The sequence below is a fragment of the Ralstonia sp. A12 genome, from assembly GCF_000801955.1.
Lineage (GTDB): Bacteria > Pseudomonadota > Gammaproteobacteria > Burkholderiales > Burkholderiaceae > Ralstonia.
Genome location: NZ_JSZO01000017.1, coordinates 25235 through 42368 on the forward strand (window position 1 = coordinate 25235; position 17134 = coordinate 42368).

General features: G+C 66.0%; 14 protein-coding genes. 7 read left to right on the plus strand and 7 right to left on the minus strand.

Features of this window, described 5'->3' with window-relative positions; genetic code table 11:
• The first annotated feature begins 1 nt into the window (after nucleotide 1).
• The 7 genes from PI87_RS19580 (at nucleotide 2) to PI87_RS19610 (ending at nucleotide 10319) form a co-directional block, all read left to right on the plus strand.
• A complete protein-coding gene (locus PI87_RS19580; protein WP_039599404.1) occupies nucleotides 2-1774 on the plus strand; it encodes an acyclic terpene utilization AtuA family protein in 1773 nt (590 codons plus the stop codon).
• Nucleotides 1775-1788: 14 nt separating this feature from the next.
• Nucleotides 1789-2943 (plus strand): acyl-CoA dehydrogenase family protein, encoded by a 1155-nt coding sequence (locus tag PI87_RS19585; protein WP_039599405.1) that lies wholly within the window; start codon nucleotides 1789-1791, stop codon nucleotides 2941-2943.
• Between the two features lie 21 nt (nucleotides 2944-2964).
• A complete protein-coding gene (locus PI87_RS19590; protein ID WP_039599406.1) occupies nucleotides 2965-3852 on the plus strand; it encodes an SDR family oxidoreductase in 888 nt (295 codons plus the stop codon).
• A complete protein-coding gene (locus tag PI87_RS19595) occupies nucleotides 3839-5458 on the plus strand; it encodes an acyl-CoA carboxylase subunit beta (protein WP_039599407.1) in 1620 nt (539 codons plus the stop codon). Before PI87_RS19590 ends, PI87_RS19595 begins: the two co-directional genes overlap by 14 nt.
• Nucleotides 5459-5510: 52 nt before the next feature.
• Nucleotides 5511-6668 (plus strand): acyl-CoA dehydrogenase family protein, encoded by a 1158-nt coding sequence (locus tag PI87_RS19600; protein ID WP_039599408.1) that lies wholly within the window; start codon nucleotides 5511-5513, stop codon nucleotides 6666-6668.
• Nucleotides 6669-6671: 3 nt separating this feature from the next.
• Nucleotides 6672-8666, plus strand: a complete 1995-nt coding sequence (locus PI87_RS19605; protein ID WP_039599409.1) for an acetyl/propionyl/methylcrotonyl-CoA carboxylase subunit alpha — start codon at nucleotides 6672-6674, stop codon at nucleotides 8664-8666.
• A 66-nt stretch (nucleotides 8667-8732) separates the two neighbouring features.
• Nucleotides 8733-10319, plus strand: coding sequence for an AMP-binding protein (locus PI87_RS19610; protein WP_039599410.1), 1587 nt, complete (start codon nucleotides 8733-8735; stop codon nucleotides 10317-10319).
• 9 nt (nucleotides 10320-10328) lie between these two features.
• On the opposite strand, the gene PI87_RS19615 is transcribed toward PI87_RS19610, so the two are convergent.
• The 7 genes from PI87_RS19615 to PI87_RS19645 all read right to left on the minus strand — a co-directional run bounded on the left by PI87_RS19615 (nucleotide 10329) and on the right by PI87_RS19645 (nucleotide 17002).
• Nucleotides 10329-11003: a TetR/AcrR family transcriptional regulator gene (locus tag PI87_RS19615; protein ID WP_039599411.1), complete on the minus strand. Its 675-nt coding sequence runs from the start codon at nucleotides 11001-11003 to the stop codon at nucleotides 10329-10331.
• 61 nt (nucleotides 11004-11064) lie between these two features.
• Nucleotides 11065-12018 (minus strand): MBL fold metallo-hydrolase, encoded by a 954-nt coding sequence (locus tag PI87_RS19620; protein WP_039599412.1) that lies wholly within the window; start codon nucleotides 12016-12018, stop codon nucleotides 11065-11067.
• A gap of 12 nt (nucleotides 12019-12030) precedes the next feature.
• Nucleotides 12031-12297: a DUF1289 domain-containing protein gene (locus tag PI87_RS19625; RefSeq protein WP_039599413.1), complete on the minus strand. Its 267-nt coding sequence runs from the start codon at nucleotides 12295-12297 to the stop codon at nucleotides 12031-12033.
• Between the two features lie 10 nt (nucleotides 12298-12307).
• The gene (locus PI87_RS19630; protein WP_039599414.1) at nucleotides 12308-12808 is read right to left on the minus strand and encodes a YbaK/EbsC family protein; all 501 of its coding nucleotides are present in this window, start codon (nucleotides 12806-12808) and stop codon (nucleotides 12308-12310) included.
• 22 nt (nucleotides 12809-12830) lie between these two features.
• Entirely contained in the window at nucleotides 12831-13760 is a 930-nt protein-coding gene (locus PI87_RS19635; RefSeq protein WP_039599415.1) for a hydroxymethylglutaryl-CoA lyase, read from the minus strand.
• Between the two features lies 1 nt (nucleotide 13761).
• Nucleotides 13762-14703 (minus strand): 2-hydroxyacid dehydrogenase, encoded by a 942-nt coding sequence (locus tag PI87_RS19640; protein WP_039599416.1) that lies wholly within the window; start codon nucleotides 14701-14703, stop codon nucleotides 13762-13764.
• Nucleotides 14704-14971: 268 nt separating this feature from the next.
• Complete coding sequence (locus tag PI87_RS19645; protein ID WP_039599417.1) at nucleotides 14972-17002, minus strand: acetyl/propionyl/methylcrotonyl-CoA carboxylase subunit alpha; 2031 nt, start codon at nucleotides 17000-17002, stop codon at nucleotides 14972-14974.
• Nucleotides 17003-17134 lie beyond the last annotated feature (132 nt).

Below are 17134 nucleotides of genomic sequence, written 5' to 3' on the forward strand. Positions count from 1 at the left end.
CATGCGCAAAGATACGATTTCCATTGGCGGCGCCAGCGGGTTCTGGGGTGACAGCGTTACCGGTCCGATGCAGTTGGTCGCCTCGGGCCGCCTCGACTTTCTCGTCTTCGATTACTTGGCCGAGCTGACCATGTCGCTGTTGGCCGGCGCGCGCATGAAGAACGCGGAGCTGGGCTACGCCACCGACTTCGTGAGCGTGGCGATGCGCGCGGTGCTCAAGGACGCGCTGGCGCAGAATATTCGCATCATCGCCAACGCGGGCGGTGTGAACCCGCGCGGTTGCGCTACCGCCCTGCAGGCGTTGGCCGATGAGCTTGGTGTGAGTGTGCGCATTGCCGTGGTGGAAGGCGACGACGTGATGCCGCTGCTGCCCGCGCTGCGCGACGAAGGCGTGCGCGAGCTGCAAAGCGGCCGGCCGCTGCCCGACAAGGTGGTGAGCGCGAATGCGTACCTGGGCGCGCTGCTGATCAAGGCAGCGCTCGATGCGGGGGCGCAGGTGGTCATCACCGGCCGCTGCGTCGACAGTGCGGTCACGCTCGGCGCATTGATGCACAGCTTCGATTGGCACGCCGATGACTATGACCGCCTCGCCGCGGGCAGCCTTGCTGGGCACATCCTCGAATGCGGCTGTCAGGGCGCCGGCGGTCTGCATACCGATTGGGAAGCCGTGCCCGACTGGGCGCACAGCGGCTACCCCATCGTCGAATGCCGGGCCGATGGCACCTTCATCGTCACCAAGCCGGAAGGCACGGGCGGGCTGGTGACGCCTGCCACCGTGGGCGAACAACTGTTGTACGAGATCGGCGACCCGGCGCGCTACGTGCTGCCTGATGTCGTCTGCGATTTCACACAGGTGACGATGACGCAGGCCGGCGAGCATCGCGTTGAAGTACGGGGCGCACGCGGCCTTGCACCCACGCCCGACTGCAAGGTGAGCGCCACGTATGCCGACGGCTACCGCGCCACCGGCCAGCTCACCGTCGTCGGCATCGACGCTGACCACAAGGCGCGCCGCACTGCCGAGGCGATTCTGGAGCGCACGCGCGGCCTCTTCCGCAAGCTCGGCCTGCCGGACTACAGCGCCACGCACATCGAAACACTTGGATCGGCCTACCTGTTCGGGCCACATCAGCCGAGCGCGCCGCGCTTTGAATCGGTGATGTGGCTGGCGGTCGCGCATCCGAACAAGCAGGCATTGGAGTTGTTCGCACGCGAGATCGCACCCGCCGGCACATCCTGGTCGCCCGGCACAACGGGCGCGGGCGGCCGCCCAAGCGTCGTGCCTGCCATCAAGCAATACGCCTTCCTGATCGACAAGGGGCGCCTGCAGCCGCGCGTGACGTTGCTCGGTGGCGAGAGCTTCGATGTGACCGTGCCGCTAGGTGGTGCAGCGCTTGAAGCCGTGGTTGCTGCCACTGCGTCAAACGCATTGCCATCCGGCCCGACGCGCGAAGTCCCGCTCATCGAACTTGCCTACGCTCGCAGCGGCGACAAGGGCGACACCTCCAACATCGGCGTCATCGCGCGTCAGCCAGAAGACTTGCCGCTGCTGCGCGCACAGCTGACCGAAGACGCCGTCGCCGCCTACCTCGCGCACGTCGTGAAGGGCCGCGTGACGCGCTATGACTTGCCCGGCATTCACGCGCTCAACTTCGTCTGCGAGCAGGCGTTGGGCGGCGGCGGCATGGCCTCGCTGCGCAACGACCCGCTGGGCAAGGGCATGGCGCAGGTGCTGCTGACGATGCCCGTGCGCGTGCCGCTCGATCCCCCTTAACCGACGAGGCCATCATGTACTCAGGCTTGTTGTCGTCCGCGATGTTCGATGCCGATCATGAGTCGTTTCGCGAGACCGTGCGCCGCTTTGTCGACAAGGTCGTGCTGCCGAACATTGATGCATGGGAAGAGGCCGAGACCTTCCCGCGCGCGCTGTATCGCGAGGCGGCGGATCTTGGTTTGCTCGGCGTCGGCTTTCCGGAGGAATACGGCGGCACACCCGGCGACCTGTTCCTCGAACTCGCGATGATCGAAGAACTGACGCGTGCGGCCAGCGGCGGGTTGTTGGCTTCGCTGTTCAGCCACACGATCGGTGCGCCGCCCATCGTGGCGGGCGGCTCTGCGGAGCTGAAGGCGCGCGTGCTGCCGGAGATCCTGTCGGGCGACAAGATCAGCGCATTGGCCATCACCGAGCCATCCGGTGGGTCGGATGTCGCCAACCTCACCACACGCGCTGTGCGTGACGGCGATCACTACATCGTCAACGGCAGCAAGATCTTCATCACCTCCGGCATGCGCGCGGACTACATCACCGTGGCTGTGCGCACGGGCGGGCCGGGTGCGAGCGGCATCTCCGTGCTGCTGGTGGACGGCGATACGCCGGGTTTGTCGCGCACGCCGCTCAAGAAGATGGGCTGGTGGTGTTCAGACACGGCACAACTGCACTTCGACCACTGCCGTGTGCCCGTGGGCAACCTGCTCGGTGTGGAGAACCGCGGCTTCGAACTGGTCATGCGCAACTTCAACCACGAGCGCCTTGCGCTGGCGATGCAGGCCTACGGCCTCGCGCGCACGTGCTTGGCGGAAGCCGTGGAGTGGGCCACCCAACGCGAGACGTTCGGCAAGCGCCTCGTGCAACATCAGGTGGCGCGGCAGAAGCTGGTGGCGATGGCCACGCGCATCGAAGCCACGCGTGCATTGCTTGAAGACCTGATGCGCCGCATGCAGGCGGGCGACTCGCCCGTCGCGCAACTGTGCATGCTCAAGAACTTCGCCACGCAGAGCCTCCAGTTCTGCGCGGACACTGCTGTGCAACTGCTGGGCGGCATGGGCTTCATGCGTGGCACGAAGTCGGAGCGCATCTATCGCGAAGTGAAGGTCTACATGATCGGCGGCGGCGCGGAGGAGATCCTGAACGATCTTGCTGCGCGCCAGCTTGGCTGGGCCTAACGGGCAATCAGGGAGAGAACCATGTATCGCTCAGTCTTTCGACCGGGGTTGTTCCTGGGGCAAGTGGCGGTGGTGACCGGCGGCGGCAGCGGCATCGGCCGGTGCACGGCGCATGAGCTGGCATCGCTCGGTGCGGCGGTGGCGCTGGTGGGGCGCAATGCGGAGAAGCTCGCCGCCGTGCACGCCGAGATTGTTGAAGCCGGCGGTACCGCGCATACCTATGTCTGCAACATCCGCGACGAGGCTGCCGTGCAGGCGACGGTCGCGCAGATTGTCGGCGAGCACGGCCGCATCGACGCGCTGGTCAACAATGCGGGCGGGCAGTTCCCGTCGCCGCTCAAGGACATTTCCGTCAAGGGGTGGGAGGCCGTCGTGCAGACCAACCTGACCGGCGGCTTTCTGATGGCGCGCGAGTGCCTGAATCAGGCGATGCAGCAACGCGGCGGCGCCATCGTCAACATCGTTGCTGACATGTGGGGCGGCATGCCGAACATGGGGCACTCCGGTGCGGCGCGTGCTGGCATGATCAACTTCACGGAGACGGCGGCGTTCGAGTGGGCGCAGTACGGCGTGCGTGTGAATGCCGTGGCGCCGGGCTATGTGGCGTCGTCGGGCATGGACGCGTATCCGCCGTGGATGGCCGAGACCATCCGCAGCATGCCGCGCACCGTGCCGGCCGGGCGCTTCGCCACCGAGGCGGAGGTGTCGTCAGCGATCGTGTATCTGCTGTCGGAAGCGGCCGCGTTCATCACGGGCACGACCTTGCGCGTGGATGGTGGTCGCCCCAACGTGCGGCCCGGCACGCCCATGCCCGCGCCGCGCCATGGCGCCGAACCGTTCAACGGTTTCCACCTGGCCGTGACGCCCAAGGTGCTCCAAAGCGAGGAGGATCGTCATGCCGGCGCTTGAATCACGCATCGTTCCGCAGAGCGCTGCGTACCAGCAGAATCGCGCCGCGTTGACGGAACTCGTTGATCAACTGCGCACACTGGAGAACCGCACGCGCGACAAGTCTGAAGCCTCGCGTGCGCGCTTCGAGCAGCGTGGGCAATTGCTGCCGCGCGATCGGCTCGGCCGTCTGCTCGACGCTGGCGCACCTTTCCTTGAGTTGTCCACACTGGCGGGCTTCTGCCTGGACCATGCAGATCCGGCACGCTCGATTCCCGGCGGCGGCTTCATCGCCGGCATCGGCTGGGTCAGCGGCGTGCGCGCGATGATCATCGTGGACGACGCGGGCATCGACGCGGGTGCCGTGCAGCCGATGGGCATCGAGAAGTTCCAGCGCGCGCAGGCCATTGCCCTGGAGCAGAAGCTGCCGTTCATCCACCTGGTCGAGTCGGCTGGCGCCAACCTGCTGACGTATCGCGTGGAGACCTTCATCCACGGCGGCAGCGGCTTCTACTGGCTCGCGCGGCTGTCGGCGGCGGGCATTCCGGTGATCAGCGTGGTGCACGGGTCGAGCACGGCGGGCGGTGCGTACATGCCGGGCCTGTCGGACTATGTGGTCATGGTGCGTGATCGTGCGCGCGCGTTCCTCGCAGGGCCACCGCTGCTCAAAGCGGCCACTGGCGAGATCGCCACCGAAGAGGAACTGGGCGGCGCCGAGATGCACGCCACCACCTCGGGCCTGGCGGAGTATCTGGCCGAAGACGACGCCGATGCACTGCGCATCGCGCGCGAACTCGTGGCTGCGCTGGATTGGAACCGCGATGTGCCCGCAGCCGATCGACCTTACGCGACGCCGCGCTTCGATGCGGAAGAGCTGCTCGGCATTGCGCTGACTGACCATCGCAAGCCACTCGACATGCGCGAGGTCATCGCACGCATTGCCGACGGGTCGGACTTTCTGGAGTTCAAGCCGGACTACGGCCCGGCGACGATCACCGGACACGCGGCCATCTGCGGCATGCACGTCGGCATCATCACCAACAACGGGCCGCTGGACCCGGCGGGCGCCACGAAGGTCGTGCACTTCATCCAGGCGTGTTGCCAATCCGATACGCCATTGCTGTATCTGCAGAACACCACGGGCTTCATCGTCGGAAAGCAATCTGAGCAGGCGGGCATGATCAAGCACGGCTCGAAGATGATCCAGGCGATGGCCAATGCCACCGTGCCGCGCATCACCGTGCATTGCGGTGCGTCGTTTGGCGCGGGCAACTATGGCATGTCAGGGCGCGGCTTCTTCCCGGATTTCTGCTTCAGCTGGCCCAACGCCAAGACCGCCGTGATGGGCGCTGAGCAGGCCGCCGGCACGATGGCCACCGTCATGGCCGCGAGCATGCAGCGCAAGACGCAGACTGTCGACCATGACGCCATCGAAGCGATGCGCGCCAAGGTGATCGACACGTTCGAGCGGCAGTCCGGCGCGTTCACCGTGTCCGGCCGATTGCTGGACGACGGCGTGATCGACCCGCGCGACACGCGCAAGGTGCTGGCCTGCGTGCTGGCCGTCTGCGACGAAGCGCGCCGCCGCACGCTGCACCCCATCCAATTTGGCGTTGCCCGACCGTAGCGCTATCCCATCCGAATACACGAACAGCCCAAGGCCACCGGAGCGAGACACCATGCACTTCACCCACGAACACCAGGAACTGCAACGCAACCTCAAACGCTTCATCGACAGCGACATCAACCCGCATGTGGATGAGTGGGAAGCGGCGGAGATGTTCCCCGCCAAGGCGCTCTTCAAGAAGATGGGCGAGCTGGGTTTTCTTGGCATTGCCAAGCCGACGGAGTTTGGCGGCCTGGGCCTCGACTACTCGTACGCGATGGCGATGGCGGAAACGCTCGGCCACATCCACTGCGGCGGTGTGCCGATGGCGATCGGGGTGCAGACCGACATGGCAACGCCCGCACTGGCGCGCTTCGGCTCCGATGAGCTGCGCGCGCAGTTTCTCGCCCCCGCCATCAGCGGCGATGCGGTGGCGTGCGTGGGCGTGTCGGAGCCGAGCGCCGGGTCCGACGTGGCCAGCATCAAGACCACCGCACGCAAGGACGGCGACGACTACATCATCAACGGCAGCAAGATGTGGATCACCAACAGCCTGCAGGCGGACTGGATGTGCCTGCTGGCCAATACGTCGGATGACGCGGCCCACCGCAACAAGTCGCTCATCATCGTGCCGATGAACACGAAGGGCGTGTCTGTCGGCAAGAAGATCCGCAAGATCGGCATGAACTCGTCAGACACGGGGCTCATCTACTTTGACGACGTGCGCGTGCCGCAGCGCTACCGCATCGGCGAAGAAGGCAAGGGCTTCACGTACCAGATGCTGCAGTTCCAGGAAGAGCGCATGTGGGCCGCCGCCAGCAGCCTGGCGACGATGTCGATGTGCATCGAGACCACGGCCGAGTACGCCCGCGAGCGCAAGCTGTTCGGCGCCAGCCTGCTCGACAACCAGTGGGTGCACTTCAAACTGGCTGAACTGAAGACCGAGGTGGAGGCGCTGCGCGCGCTCACGTACCGCGCGTGCGATCTCTACATCCACGGACAGGACGTGACGGAGCTGGCATCGATGGCCAAGCTCAAGGCCGGGCGCCTGGCGCGCATCGTGCCGGATGCCTGCCTGCAGTTCTGGGGCGGCATGGGCTTCACGTGGGACAACCACGTCTCGCGCTACTACCGCGATGGGCGCCTGGGCTCGATTGGCGGCGGGGCAGATGAAGTGATGCTCGGCATCATCTGCAAGTACATGAACACGCTGCCGGGCAAGAAGGGCTGAGCGATGGGCACGCCGCACGCTGCTTTCCGCACAGTACTGATTGCCAACCGGGGCGAGATCGCGCTGCGCGTGATGCGCACGGCGCGGCGCCTCGGCATGCGTACCGTTGCCGTGTATTCCGATGCCGACCGCGATGCGCCGCATTGCCGCGCGGCGGACCTCGCCTTGCCGATTGGCGCATCGCAGCCGCAGGCGTCGTACCTGAACATCCCGGCGCTGCTGGCGGCTGCACGCAAGGCGGGTGCGGAGGCCGTGCACCCCGGCTACGGCTTCCTCGCTGAGAGTGATGCATTTGCCAACGCGTGTGCTGAAGCTGGGCTCGTCTTCATTGGCCCGCCGGCGGAGGCCATCCTCGCGATGGGCAACAAGGCCGGCGCCAAGCGTCTGATGGAAGCCGCCGGCGTGCCGTGCGTGCCGGGCTATCAAGGCGATGATCAATCCGATGCGCGTATGGCTCAGGAAGCCAGTCGCATCGGCTACCCGGTGATGATCAAGGCGGCAGCCGGCGGCGGCGGGCGCGGCATGCGACGTGTGGATCAGGCAGAAGACCTTGCTGCAGCACTGCAGTCCGCACGCTCCGAAGCGGAGAACGCGTTTGCCTCGGACGAGTTGATTCTCGAAAAGGCGATCGTCGAGCCGCGTCATATCGAGATCCAGGTGTTTGCCGATACGCACGGCAACGTCGTCCACCTAGGCGAGCGCGATTGCTCGGTGCAGCGCCGGCATCAGAAGGTGATTGAGGAATCGCCATCGCCTGCTGTGTCACCGGCGTTGCGTGAACGCATGGGCGCGGTGTCGGTGGCGGCAGCGCGCGCCATCGGTTATGTGGGCGCAGGCACGCTGGAATTCCTGCTCGCCCCCGATGGCGCGTTCTACTTCATGGAGATGAACACGCGCCTGCAGGTTGAGCACGCGGTGACGGAAGCGGTGGTCGGTGTCGATCTGGTCGAGTGGCAATTGCGCGTGGCATTGGACGAGCCGTTGCCGCTCTCGCAGGACGCTATCGATGCGCGGCGTGCGCAAGGTGGGCACGCCATCGAAGTGCGCCTGTGCGCGGAAGACCCGCAGCAGAACTTCCTGCCGCAGAGCGGCACCGTTGCCCGCTGGCGTGCGCCGCGTGAAGTGCGTACGGACCATGCGCTGGCCGATGGGCTGGTGGTGTCGCCGTACTACGACTCGATGCTCGCCAAGATCGTCGCGCACGGCGTCGACCGCGCCGATGCATGTCGCCGATTGGCGCATGCGCTGGATGACTGCCTGCTGCTCGGCTTGCCGACCAACCGCGCGTTCCTGCACCAATGCGCGGCGCATCCGGCGTTCTTGGCGGGCGACGTTTCCACGGCGTTCATCGACCGGCATTTCCCGGCAGCGATGCGTCAAGCGACCGTACCCGATGAAGTGGTCTGCCAGGCCGCAGCTGTATTGCTTACGCACCTGCGCGAGGACACCGCGCGCCGCTATCCCGCAGAACTGCAAGGCTGGGCCAGCAGCCGTACGTATCCCACGCTGTGCCGCTTCACGCTCGACGGTGAAGCCATCGAGATGCGTGTGCGAACACTCACCGCACAACGCTGGGAGGTGAGCTGGGACGGCGGTGTCGCACACGCAGACATCGTGTCCGAAGTCGACGGCCGCATGACGCTCGCGCTGGGCGACACGTTGCACCCGTTCGACTACGCCATCTCTGGAGCTACCTGCCATTTCGTGTTCGATGGCCGAGAGCACGCCGCCGTCGACATCACCTACGCCAAGGCCGAACGCAACGGCGCACAGGCCGGCAGCGGGCGCATCAGCGCGCCGATGAACGGCCGTGTAGTGGCTGTGCACGTGGCCGAAGGCGAGGCTGTCTCCGCCGGTCAGGTGCTGCTGGTGGTCGAGGCCATGAAGATGGAGCACAGCATTGCCGCGCCGCTTGCCGGCGAGGTGAAGGGCCTGTTTACCCAGGTTGGCGCACAGGTGGCGCCGGGTGGGTTGCTGATGGAGATTGCCGCGGCCTGAGGGCTGCATCGCCGTACTGATCCATCGTTTCGTCGTGCAGTTCATGCGGTCCACAGGAGACGTCCCATGTTCGAAGCCACGCCAGATTCCGCGCTTGAAGCCAACCTGCTGAACCGGGTGGCGTTGGGCGATACGTTGCATCGCAGTGCGCGCAAGTTTGGCGCGAAGGTCGCGTTGGTCGATGGACCACGCCGCATGAGCCACGCCCAACTCAACGCAGACAGCAACCGCTACGCGCATCACCTGCTGGCCAGTGGCCTCAAGCCGGGAGACAAGGTCGCCATGCTTTGCGGCAACTCGGCGCAGTTCCTGGTGGCGGCCTACGGCATCCTCAAGGCAGGGCTGGTGTGGGTGCCCATCAACGCGATGCTCGGGCCCGATGATGTGCGCTACATCCTGGAACATGCCGAAGCGCGGCACGTGGTGATCGATGCAGCGCTGTACCCGGTGCTGCGTGACACGCTGGCAACGCTTGGGCTGCCGGCACATCAGTGCTTTGGCGAGCCAGTTGCGGGTGGCCCGCAGACCGTTGAGCAGGCGCTGCAAGGTCACGCCGATACGCTGCCCGCCGTGGTGATCGACGACCGTGATCTCGCGCTCATCATGTACACCAGCGGCACCACGGGCCGGCCCAAGGGCGCGATGCACTCGCACCGCTCGGTGCACGCCGCGCTCATGTCGAACATCGCCGGCCTGAACCTGAACGTGGCGGACGTGTTCTCGTGCATCCTGCCGATGTTCCATTGCGCGCAGTTTTCAACGGCCGCATCGGCGATGACGGTGGGCGCCACGCTCGTCATCCAGCGTGGCTTCGACCCGACGGCGTTGCTCGATGCGATTGCCAACGAGCGCATCACGCAACTATTCGGCCTGCCACTCATGTACGCCGCGCTGCTGCACCACCCGCTGCGCGCGCAGCGCGATCTCTCCAGCCTGCGCCTGTGCCTGTATGCGATGGCGCCGATGGCCAAGCCGCTGCTCGAACGCCTGATCGCGGAGGTATGCCCGAACTTTGCGCTCGGCTCCGGCCAGACGGAAATCTTTCCGATGACGATGTACTTCGCGCCCGACCAGCAATTGCTGCGCACCGGCAACTACTGGGGCCAGCCCTGCATGGTGAACGAGGCGGCGGTGATGGATGACCAGGGCAACCTGCTCGGCCCCAACCAGCTGGGCGAGATCGTGCATCGCGGCCCCAATGTCATGCTCGGCTACTACAAGGACCCGCAGGCCACCGCCAACGCACGCCGCTTTGGTTGGCATCACACGGGTGACCTCGGCATGTGGGACGACGACGGCCAGCTCCAGTTCAAGGACCGCATCAAGGACATGATCAAGACCGGCGGGGAGAATGTGCCCTCGCTCAAGGTGGAGGAGGTGCTGCTGCGTCACCCCGCCGTGGCGAATGCCGCGGTGGTCGGCCTGCCGCACACGCATTGGGTGGAGGCGGTGGCCGCCTTTGTCTGCCTCAAGCCCGATGCGCAAGCCGATGCTGCGGCATTGCAGGCGCACTGCCGCGAGCATCTCGGCAGCTTCGAAGTGCCCAAGCACATCACCGTGGTCGACAAGCTGCCCATGACGGCGACCGGCAAGATCCAGAAGCACGTGCTGCGCAGCGCCAACCAGACGCTGTTCGAGGGGGATGCCCGATAGGGCCAGCGCTCAGGCCGCCGGCTGGGGCGGCGATGGCGGGGTACGGAGGATGAACAGCACCGCCTGGTCGGCCAGCGCATCGATGCTGATGCCCGCGCCAGCCTGATACCACTGCGCCGTCCAGTTGAGCGCGCCGAACATCAGCAGGCGGTCCACCGGTGTCGGTTGTGCCCAGTCGCCCGAGGCGCGCAGGCGGTCGATCACACGGGTCCAGAGGTCCTCGTAGCGGTCTTTGAGGGCGATGATGCGTTCCTGCGCCTGCGCATCGAGCGAGCGCCACTCATACAGCATCACCGGGATGAAATCCTGATTGGGCGCGAGGATCGTGTAGAGGTGCGCGCGCACGAGTTGGCGCATCGCTTCACGCGCAGGCAGACCGTCGATGTCGATGGCCTCGATGTCGGCCAGTGCCACCGTCAGGCCATGTTCGATCACGGCCTGCAGGATGTCCTGCTTGGTCTTGAAGTGGTAGAACCAGCTTCCTGCATGCACGCCCGTGGCGGCAGCAATGTCGCGCACGGTGGTGTTGCCATACCCCTTCTCGCGGAACAGCCTGGCTGATTGCTCGATCAGCGCGCGGCGCAGGCCCTCGTTGGCATCTTGCGCGGGGCGGCCACGCTTGCGGCGTGGCGTTTCAGTTTCCGGAGTGGACTCGGGCGGGTTGGGTGTGGCGGGTTTCGGCATGCCCTGGCGAAGAGAAGAGGCTTCGCTGCATTGTAGCGGCGCACAGCCACCGCGCGGCAGGTCAATCGCGGTTGAGGATGCGGCCGTCTTCAACCGTGGCAGCGCCTGCCTTGACTAGCGCAGCGATGGCGGCATCGAGCAACACCGTCATCGACTGGCTCGCGAAAAAGCGCGCCTGCAGGCGCTCCATCAGGCTGGTCTGCGTGAACCAGGCAAACAGCGCGTCGTGCGACAGCGCCTGCTGCTCCAGCAGCTTGAACTTCACCAGCACGCGGATGGCGTGCAGCGCGTTGCGCTCGGGGTCCGCACGCAGATACGCGAGCCGCCCCAACGATACGTCGATGGCTGCGCTGACGCCGGTGAACGGTCGGCCATGTCCCGGAATCACCACGTGCACATCGAGCTGCGCGATGCGCTCCAGAATCGCCTGCTGTTCTGCAAAGCCGCTCTCGCCCTCCAGCTCGGGAAAGATGATGCCGAAACCGCGTTCCCACAGCGCATCGGCTGAGAGCAACACGCGCGACTCCGGGCTGTAGAGGATGACGGCGTTGGGATCATGCCCCGGTGCGCTGATGACCTGCCAGTCGAAACCGCCCAGGTGCACGGTCATGCCGTCGGCCAGGCCTGCGTCTGCATCGCTCTCTGGCAGCGTGAAGCGCGCGCATTCCTGGCCGGTGGGGCCATAGCTGAGGGCGTCGGTGTCCCAGCGGCGCACGTCGTTGACTTGTGCCGCAGGCACGCGCGTGGGGCAGTCGTACAGCGCCTGCAGCGCTGCGTTGCCGCCGCAGTGGTCCGAATGCAGGTGCGTGTTCAGCAGACGGCGCAGCGGCCTGCCTTGCAGTGCGTGCTGGACCAGCGCGACAGTCTGCGGTGCGTGCGTGAGATAGCCGGAGTCGACCAGCGCGCAGCCGCCGTGCGCTTCGTCATCGAAGAAGAGGATGTTGTTGGACGACAGCCAGCCGCGCTCGAACACGCGCATCGAATCGGGGAGGGTGATGATGTCGTGTTCGGCCATGTTAGATAGAGGTCAGGCGCTGGGCGTGTCGTTAAGCCACGCGCACGCGCGCTCGGGCAGCGTCTGCCACACAGCGAGGCGCGCAGCGTCGCTCATGGTCGACCACGTGGCAATCTCGTCGATCGTGCGCATGCAGCCAATGCACAGGCCGCGTGCGTCGCTCATCTTGCAGACGCTGATGCACGGCGACGTGACCGGCTGTGCGCGCTCGGCCTGCGCACGGCTGTTACGCAGCTTGCCCAGCGAGAGTTTCAGTTGGGCGCGAGTGCAGGCGTCCATTGATGTTCGGTCAGTCGCGCTGGGCGATATCGGCCACAGGCGCGCCGGTCATCGCTTCCAGCTCGGCGGGCGTGAGGTTGAAGACCGCATGCGGATGGCCGGCAGCAGCCCACACGCTGGCGTACTGGAACAAGTCCTGGTCGAGCAGCATGACCGGCTTGACCGCATGGCCGACCGGGCACACGCCGCCGATGGCGTAGCCCGTCTTCTCGCGCACGAACTTGGCATCGGCCTTGGCGAGTGCGCCCACGTGCGCGGAAACCTTTGCCTCGTCGACGCGATTGGTGCCACTGGCAATCACCAGCACCGGCACGTCGTCTTTCGCGCGGCGGAAGATGATCGATTTGGCAATCTCCGCCACCGAGCAGCCCAGGCCCGCAGCAGCCTCGGCAGAGGTCTTGCCGGTGGCCGGCAGCATCACGATGGCTTTCTCGTAGCCGAGCGTGCGCAGGTGGTCGGCCACGCGCTGGGCAGATTCGGGCAGCGGAGCGTTCGTATCGGTAGCGGTCATCGTCGTTGTTCTTCGTGAAGGTTCAGATGCAGGCCTGGGCGATCTGGTCCTGCAGTTTGAGCAGCAGTGCGCGGCCTGCACGCGAAGCGGTCGGGCGGCCAATGGCCTGCGAGATGAAGTCGCCCGCCAGCACGACCTTGTCCAGGTCGATGCCGGTGCGGATGCCAAGACCGTGCAGCAGATACAGCACGTCTTCGGTCGCCACGTTGCCGGTCGCGCCCTTGGCGTACGGGCAACCGCCCAGCCCTGCCACCGATGCGTGGAAGATGTGGATGCCGACTTCCAGACTCGCCACGATGTTGGCCAGCGCCTGGCCATACGTGTCGTGGAAGTGGCCCGAGAGGCGATCGATCGGGAACGTTGCGGCAGCGGCTTCCATCACGGTTTTCACGCGGCCGGCGGTGCCCACGCCGATGGTGTCGGCAATGTCGATCTCATCGCAGCCCAGATCGGCCATGCGCTTGATGACGTCGACCACGGAAGACACCGGCACCTCACCCTGATACGGGCACCCCAGCGAGCACGAGATCGAGCCGCGCACGCGAATGCCCGCGTCCTTGGCGGCCTTGGCCACCGGCACAAAGCGTTCGATCGATTCGGCAATCGAACAGTTGATGTTCTTCTGCGCAAAGGCCTCGCTGGCCGCGCTGAAGATCACGATCTCATCCGCACCCGCCGCAGCGGCGCCCTCGAAGCCCTTCATGTTGGGCGTGAGCACCGAATACAGCGTGCCCGGCCGGCGCTGGATGCGCGCCATCACCTCGGCGCCGTCGGCCATTTGCGGCACCCACTTGGGCGACACGAACGACGCCGCTTCCACGTTGACGAAGCCGGCGTCGGACAGGCGGTTCACCAGCTCGACCTTGGTGTCGGTCGAGACCGGCGCCTTCTCGTTCTGCAGACCGTCGCGCGGGCCGACCTCGACCACCTTCACGAAATGCGGATAGCTCATCTCAGTAACCTCGTTGCAGATCGACAATGCCGACGATCGTTTCGCCGGCTTCCAGTGCGCGGATCTTGCGCGCGATCTGGGCAATGCTCACTTCGCGCAGCGTCAGCGCCGAAATGTGCGGTGTGATGTGGATGCGCGGCTCGGCCCAGAACGGGTGATCGGCGGGCAGCGGCTCCTTGCGGAACACGTCGAGCGCGGCGCCGGCAATCTGCCCGCTGCGCACGGCGGCGAGCAGATCCTCTTCCACCACGTGCTTGCCGCGCGCCACGTTGATGACGAATGCGCCGGGGGCGAGCTGCGCGAGCAGCTTGGCGTCGATCACGTTTTCGGTGTCGGCGGTGAGTGGCAACACGTTGACCAGCACGCGCGTGCCCGAGAGAAAATCGGGCAGAGCATCCGTGCCGGCGCGGCAATCGATGCCGTCGATGGTCTTCGCCGAACGGCTCCACCCACGTACCGGAAAGCCAAAGCCCGCCAGCGTCTTGGCGATGTGCGTGCCCAGCACACCCAGGCCCAGCACGCCGACAACGAAGTCATCGCGATTGAACGGCTTGAGGAAACGCCACATCTTGGCTTGCTGCTGGCGTTCGTATTCGTCGAGCCGGCGGAAGAAACGCAGCACGGCATGCGTGACGTATTCGCCCATCTGCGCGGCCATGCCGGCGTCGTCCAGGCGCACGATCGGCAGGCCGTCGGGGATGGCATCGGGGGATTGCGCACGCAGGCCCAGGATGGCATCGACGCCCGCACCCAGGTTGAACACCGCGCGCAAATCCTGGCGCCCGCGCAGCATGTCGGCGGGCGGCTGCCAGACCACGGCGTAGTCGGCGTCCTGCGCCGCACCCTGTTCCCACACCGACAGCCGCGCTTCAGGCAGCGCCTGAGCAAAACCATCGAGCCAGGGTTGGGGCTTACCGTCGGGCGTGTAGATCTGGATGTGCATGTGGGGCGACTTCGAGATGCGTAGTTGACGCGTGGTTTACGTATACGTCAAGCAGTGTAGCAGGGGCTGCCGAAGCGCGTGGCGGCCCGTTTCGGTGCCGGCGTTCTATCGCTTGCAGGTCACGCGGGCGCGTCGTTGGCGTAGCTGGTGCAACACAACTCTCGCATCCTTGACGCGGCCCGCCCCGACATCGTCCAAGCCTTTGGACGCTTCCTCCAAGAGTGTTAGCAGCACCTGCGTCTCTTTTGCCCGACGATCGCTCGACAACTCAAGCCCCCTCCGCTGGCTTGAACGCCAGCAGTTGCACGCCTTCCGTTACCTGATCCCCCACGCTGTACAGCACGGACTCGACCACACCATCGGCCGGAGCGGTGAGCGTGTGCTCCATCTTCATGGCTTCCATGACGACCAGCGGCGCACCCTTGGTGACGGTCTGGCCCGGCGTGGCGAGCACGGCGATGACCTTGCCCGGCATCGGTGCGGTCAGCTTGCCGCCTTCGTCTTCGGCATCGCCCGCGTGGGCGAGCGGGTCGTGGCGCTCCAGCGTCCAGTGCGCGCCGCCGGTGAAGACGTGGAAGACGTCGCCATCGGCATGCACCTGGCCGGCGGCCTTGTGTGAGCCGAGTGCGACGGTGAAGGTCTCGCCGTGGCGTTGCGTGGTGAAGGGGGCGTCGGCGCCGTTGGCTTTCAGGCGCGAGCCGTCGCGACCGTAGACGAGCGTGGCGTCGATGGATTGATCACCGTGCGTGAAGCGCAGCATGCGTTCCGCCGCGCCGTTCAAGCGCCAGCCGCTGCCGCGTGCCCACGGCGAATGCGGATCGCGCGTGTCGGTACGCAGGCTGCGTGCCTCGCGTGCGAGCAGCGCGGCCACGGCCAGGGCGATGGCGTCTTGCGGCACCTCTGGTGCAGCGGGGAACAGCGTGTCGTGGTTGCGGGCGATCAGGCCCGTATCCAGATCGGCGGTGGCAAACGGTTTTGATGCCACCAGACGGCGCAGGAACGCCACGTTGGACGACAGCCCGACCAGGTGGAAGCTGCCCAGCGCCTGCAGCATGCGCGCGAGGGCTTCTTCACGATCACGGCCCCAGACGATCAGCTTGGCGATCATCGGATCGTAGTAGGGGCTGATGGCATCGCCTTCGCGCACACCGGCGTCGATGCGCACGGCGGCCGGCTCACCATTGGCCTGTGCACCGACGGTGAACTCCACCGCCACCGGCGTGCGCAACACCTTCAGCGTGCCGATGGAGGGCAGGAAATCGCGGTCCGGGTTTTCGGCGTAGATGCGCGCTTCCAGCGCATGGCCGTGGATGTGCAGCTCGTCCTGCGTGCGCGGCAGCGGCTCGCCGGAGGCCACGCGCAGTTGCCATTCGACCAGATCTTCGCCCGTGATCATTTCGGTGACGGGGTGCTCGACCTGCAGGCGCGTGTTCATCTCCATGAAGTAGAACGTGCCGTCTTCATCGACGATGAACTCGACGGTGCCGGCGCCCACGTAACCGACGGCGCGCGCGGCAGCCACGGCGGCTTCGCCCATCGCGCGGCGGCGGTCCAGCGTCATGCCGGGGGCAGGGGCTTCTTCCAGCACCTTCTGGTGGCGGCGTTGCACGGAGCAGTCGCGCTCGAACAGGTAAACGGCATCGCCAAAACCATCGGCGAAGACCTGGATTTCGATGTGGCGAGGGCGCGTGAGGTACTTCTCGATCAGCACGCGGTCGTCGCCAAAGCTGGACGAGGCTTCGCGTTTGACGGAGGCCAGCGACGCTTCGAACGCATCGCCGGATTCCACCACGCGCATGCCCTTGCCGCCGCCGCCTGCGCTGGCCTTGATGAGCACGGGGTAGCCGATGCGATCAGCCTGCGTGCGCAGGAAGGCGGCGTCCTGGTTGTCGCCGTGGTAGCCGGGCACGAGCGGCACGCCGGCCTTTTCCATGAGCGCCTTGGCTGCGCTCTTGCTGCCCATCGCTTCGATGGCCGAGGCCGGTGGGCCGACGAAGATGATGCCGGCGTCTGCGCAGGCCTTGGCGAAGGCTTCGTTTTCCGACAGGAAGCCGTAGCCGGGGTGGACGGCCTGGGCGCCGGTTGCGCGTGCGGCTTCGAGGATGCGGTCGGCGCGGAGGTAGCTGTCGCGGGCGGCGGGTTCGCCGATGTGGATCGCTTCATCGCAGGCGGCGACGTGGCGGGCGTTGGCGTCGGCATCCGAGTAGACAGCGACGGTGCGGATGCCAAGCTTGCGGCAGGTGGCGGCGACTCGGCAGGCGATTTCGCCTCGGTTGGCGATTAGGAGTTTGGTGATCATTTTTTGGTGTGTCTCCGGGCAGTCCTCTGGCGTCTTTTGCACTTGTGGTGCATCCCTTGTTTCATCCCCTGCCGGGGCTGACTCACTTTCTTTGTCTTGCCAAAGAAAGTAAGCAAAGAAAGGCGCGCCCGA